The organism is Microbacterium sp. zg.Y909, from assembly GCF_024626565.1.
Genome location: NZ_JANJFJ010000690.1, coordinates 1 through 521 on the forward strand (window position 1 = coordinate 1; position 521 = coordinate 521).

Consider the following 521-nt stretch of genomic DNA (forward strand, 5'->3'; position numbering starts at 1 on the left):
CGCCCGCGTGCAGCGGGTGCTCGCCGCGGTCGAGCGCAGCGCCGCGCAGGACAGTCTGTATGCCACCGTCGAAGGAGACAATCCGTGACCTCACGCACCGCACTCGTCGTTCGGGGAGGCTGGGAAGGTCACCACCCCGTCGAGGCGACCGACCTCTTCCTCCCCTTCCTCGAGCAGAGCGGCTTCGACGTGCGCGTCGAGGAGTCCAACGAGATCTACGCCGATGACGAGGTCATGGCATCCACCGACCTCATCCTGCAGTCGGTGACGATGTCGGAGATCTCCCGCGAGGCGTTCAACGGGCTCAAGGCGGCGGTCGAGCGCGGCACGGGACTCGCCGGCTGGCACGGCGGCATCGCGGATTCGTACCGCAACAGCTCCGACTATCTGCAGCTCATCGGGGGCCAGTTCGCCACCCACCCCTCGAAGCACCCCGACCAGTGCTCGGGCGACCAGTCCGACAACTACCTGCCCTACACCGTCGAGCTCACCGATCTGGGGCGGGAGCACGAGATCATGGC

Annotated in this window: 1 protein-coding gene; it reads left to right on the plus strand. The window is 67.4% G+C overall.

The window, feature by feature from the left end; translation table 11 throughout:
• Positions 1-84: 84 nt before the first annotated feature.
• The coding region (locus NQ160_RS24165) for a ThuA domain-containing protein (protein WP_257517508.1) at positions 85-521 on the plus strand (437 nt) is incomplete at its 3' end.